This window comes from Actinomyces sp. HMSC08A09 (assembly GCF_001807465.1).
GTDB classification, from domain to species: domain Bacteria; phylum Actinomycetota; class Actinomycetes; order Actinomycetales; family Actinomycetaceae; genus Actinomyces; species Actinomyces oris.
On record NZ_KV789092.1, the window covers coordinates 10,829 to 11,387 of the forward strand.

General features: G+C 64.8%; 1 pseudogene. It reads left to right on the plus strand.

The window, feature by feature from the left end:
* Positions 1-559 (plus strand): annotated as a pseudogene (locus tag HMPREF3165_RS13650) (hypothetical protein); the annotation flags it as partial.

The window sequence follows — 559 nt, forward strand, 5'->3', positions numbered from 1 at the left end:
CTGGACGTGCGTCTCAAGGACGACACCAGCCCCGATGCTGTGGCCAACCTGCTGGCTTCCACCCGCGATGCCACCTTCGGCAAAGACAACTCCGACACCCACATCAACCTCACCATCACCCTGTCCTGGACACTGCACGGCACCAGCGTCAGCATCCTGGCCAGCGGCTCCCGTCCCCCAGACCGCTCAATCGTCAGACGCGACCTGGCCGCTGCGGGTGAAGCCAAAACCATCGAGAACACCCATATCGACTACGGGCGAGTGACCGCACTCCCCACTACCTTCCTACAACCGAGCCCTCCTCGCTCCTCCAAGACCTTCACCATGAACGGCTGGAAGGTGACCTCCACCAGCAACACCGAGGGACAGTTCCCCACCACTGTCCCCTTCGAGCAGGTCATCACCGCCGCCGGGCAGGCCAGCCCCGCCGGCAGCATCGACCTCGACGGCGACACCCTGTCCGTCACCGGTCTGGTCACCGACGACACCAAGGACCTTGCTCCCGAGGCAGCAGCACCCGTCGTCCATGCCGTCGCCGACTGCCAATCCGCAGGACTGA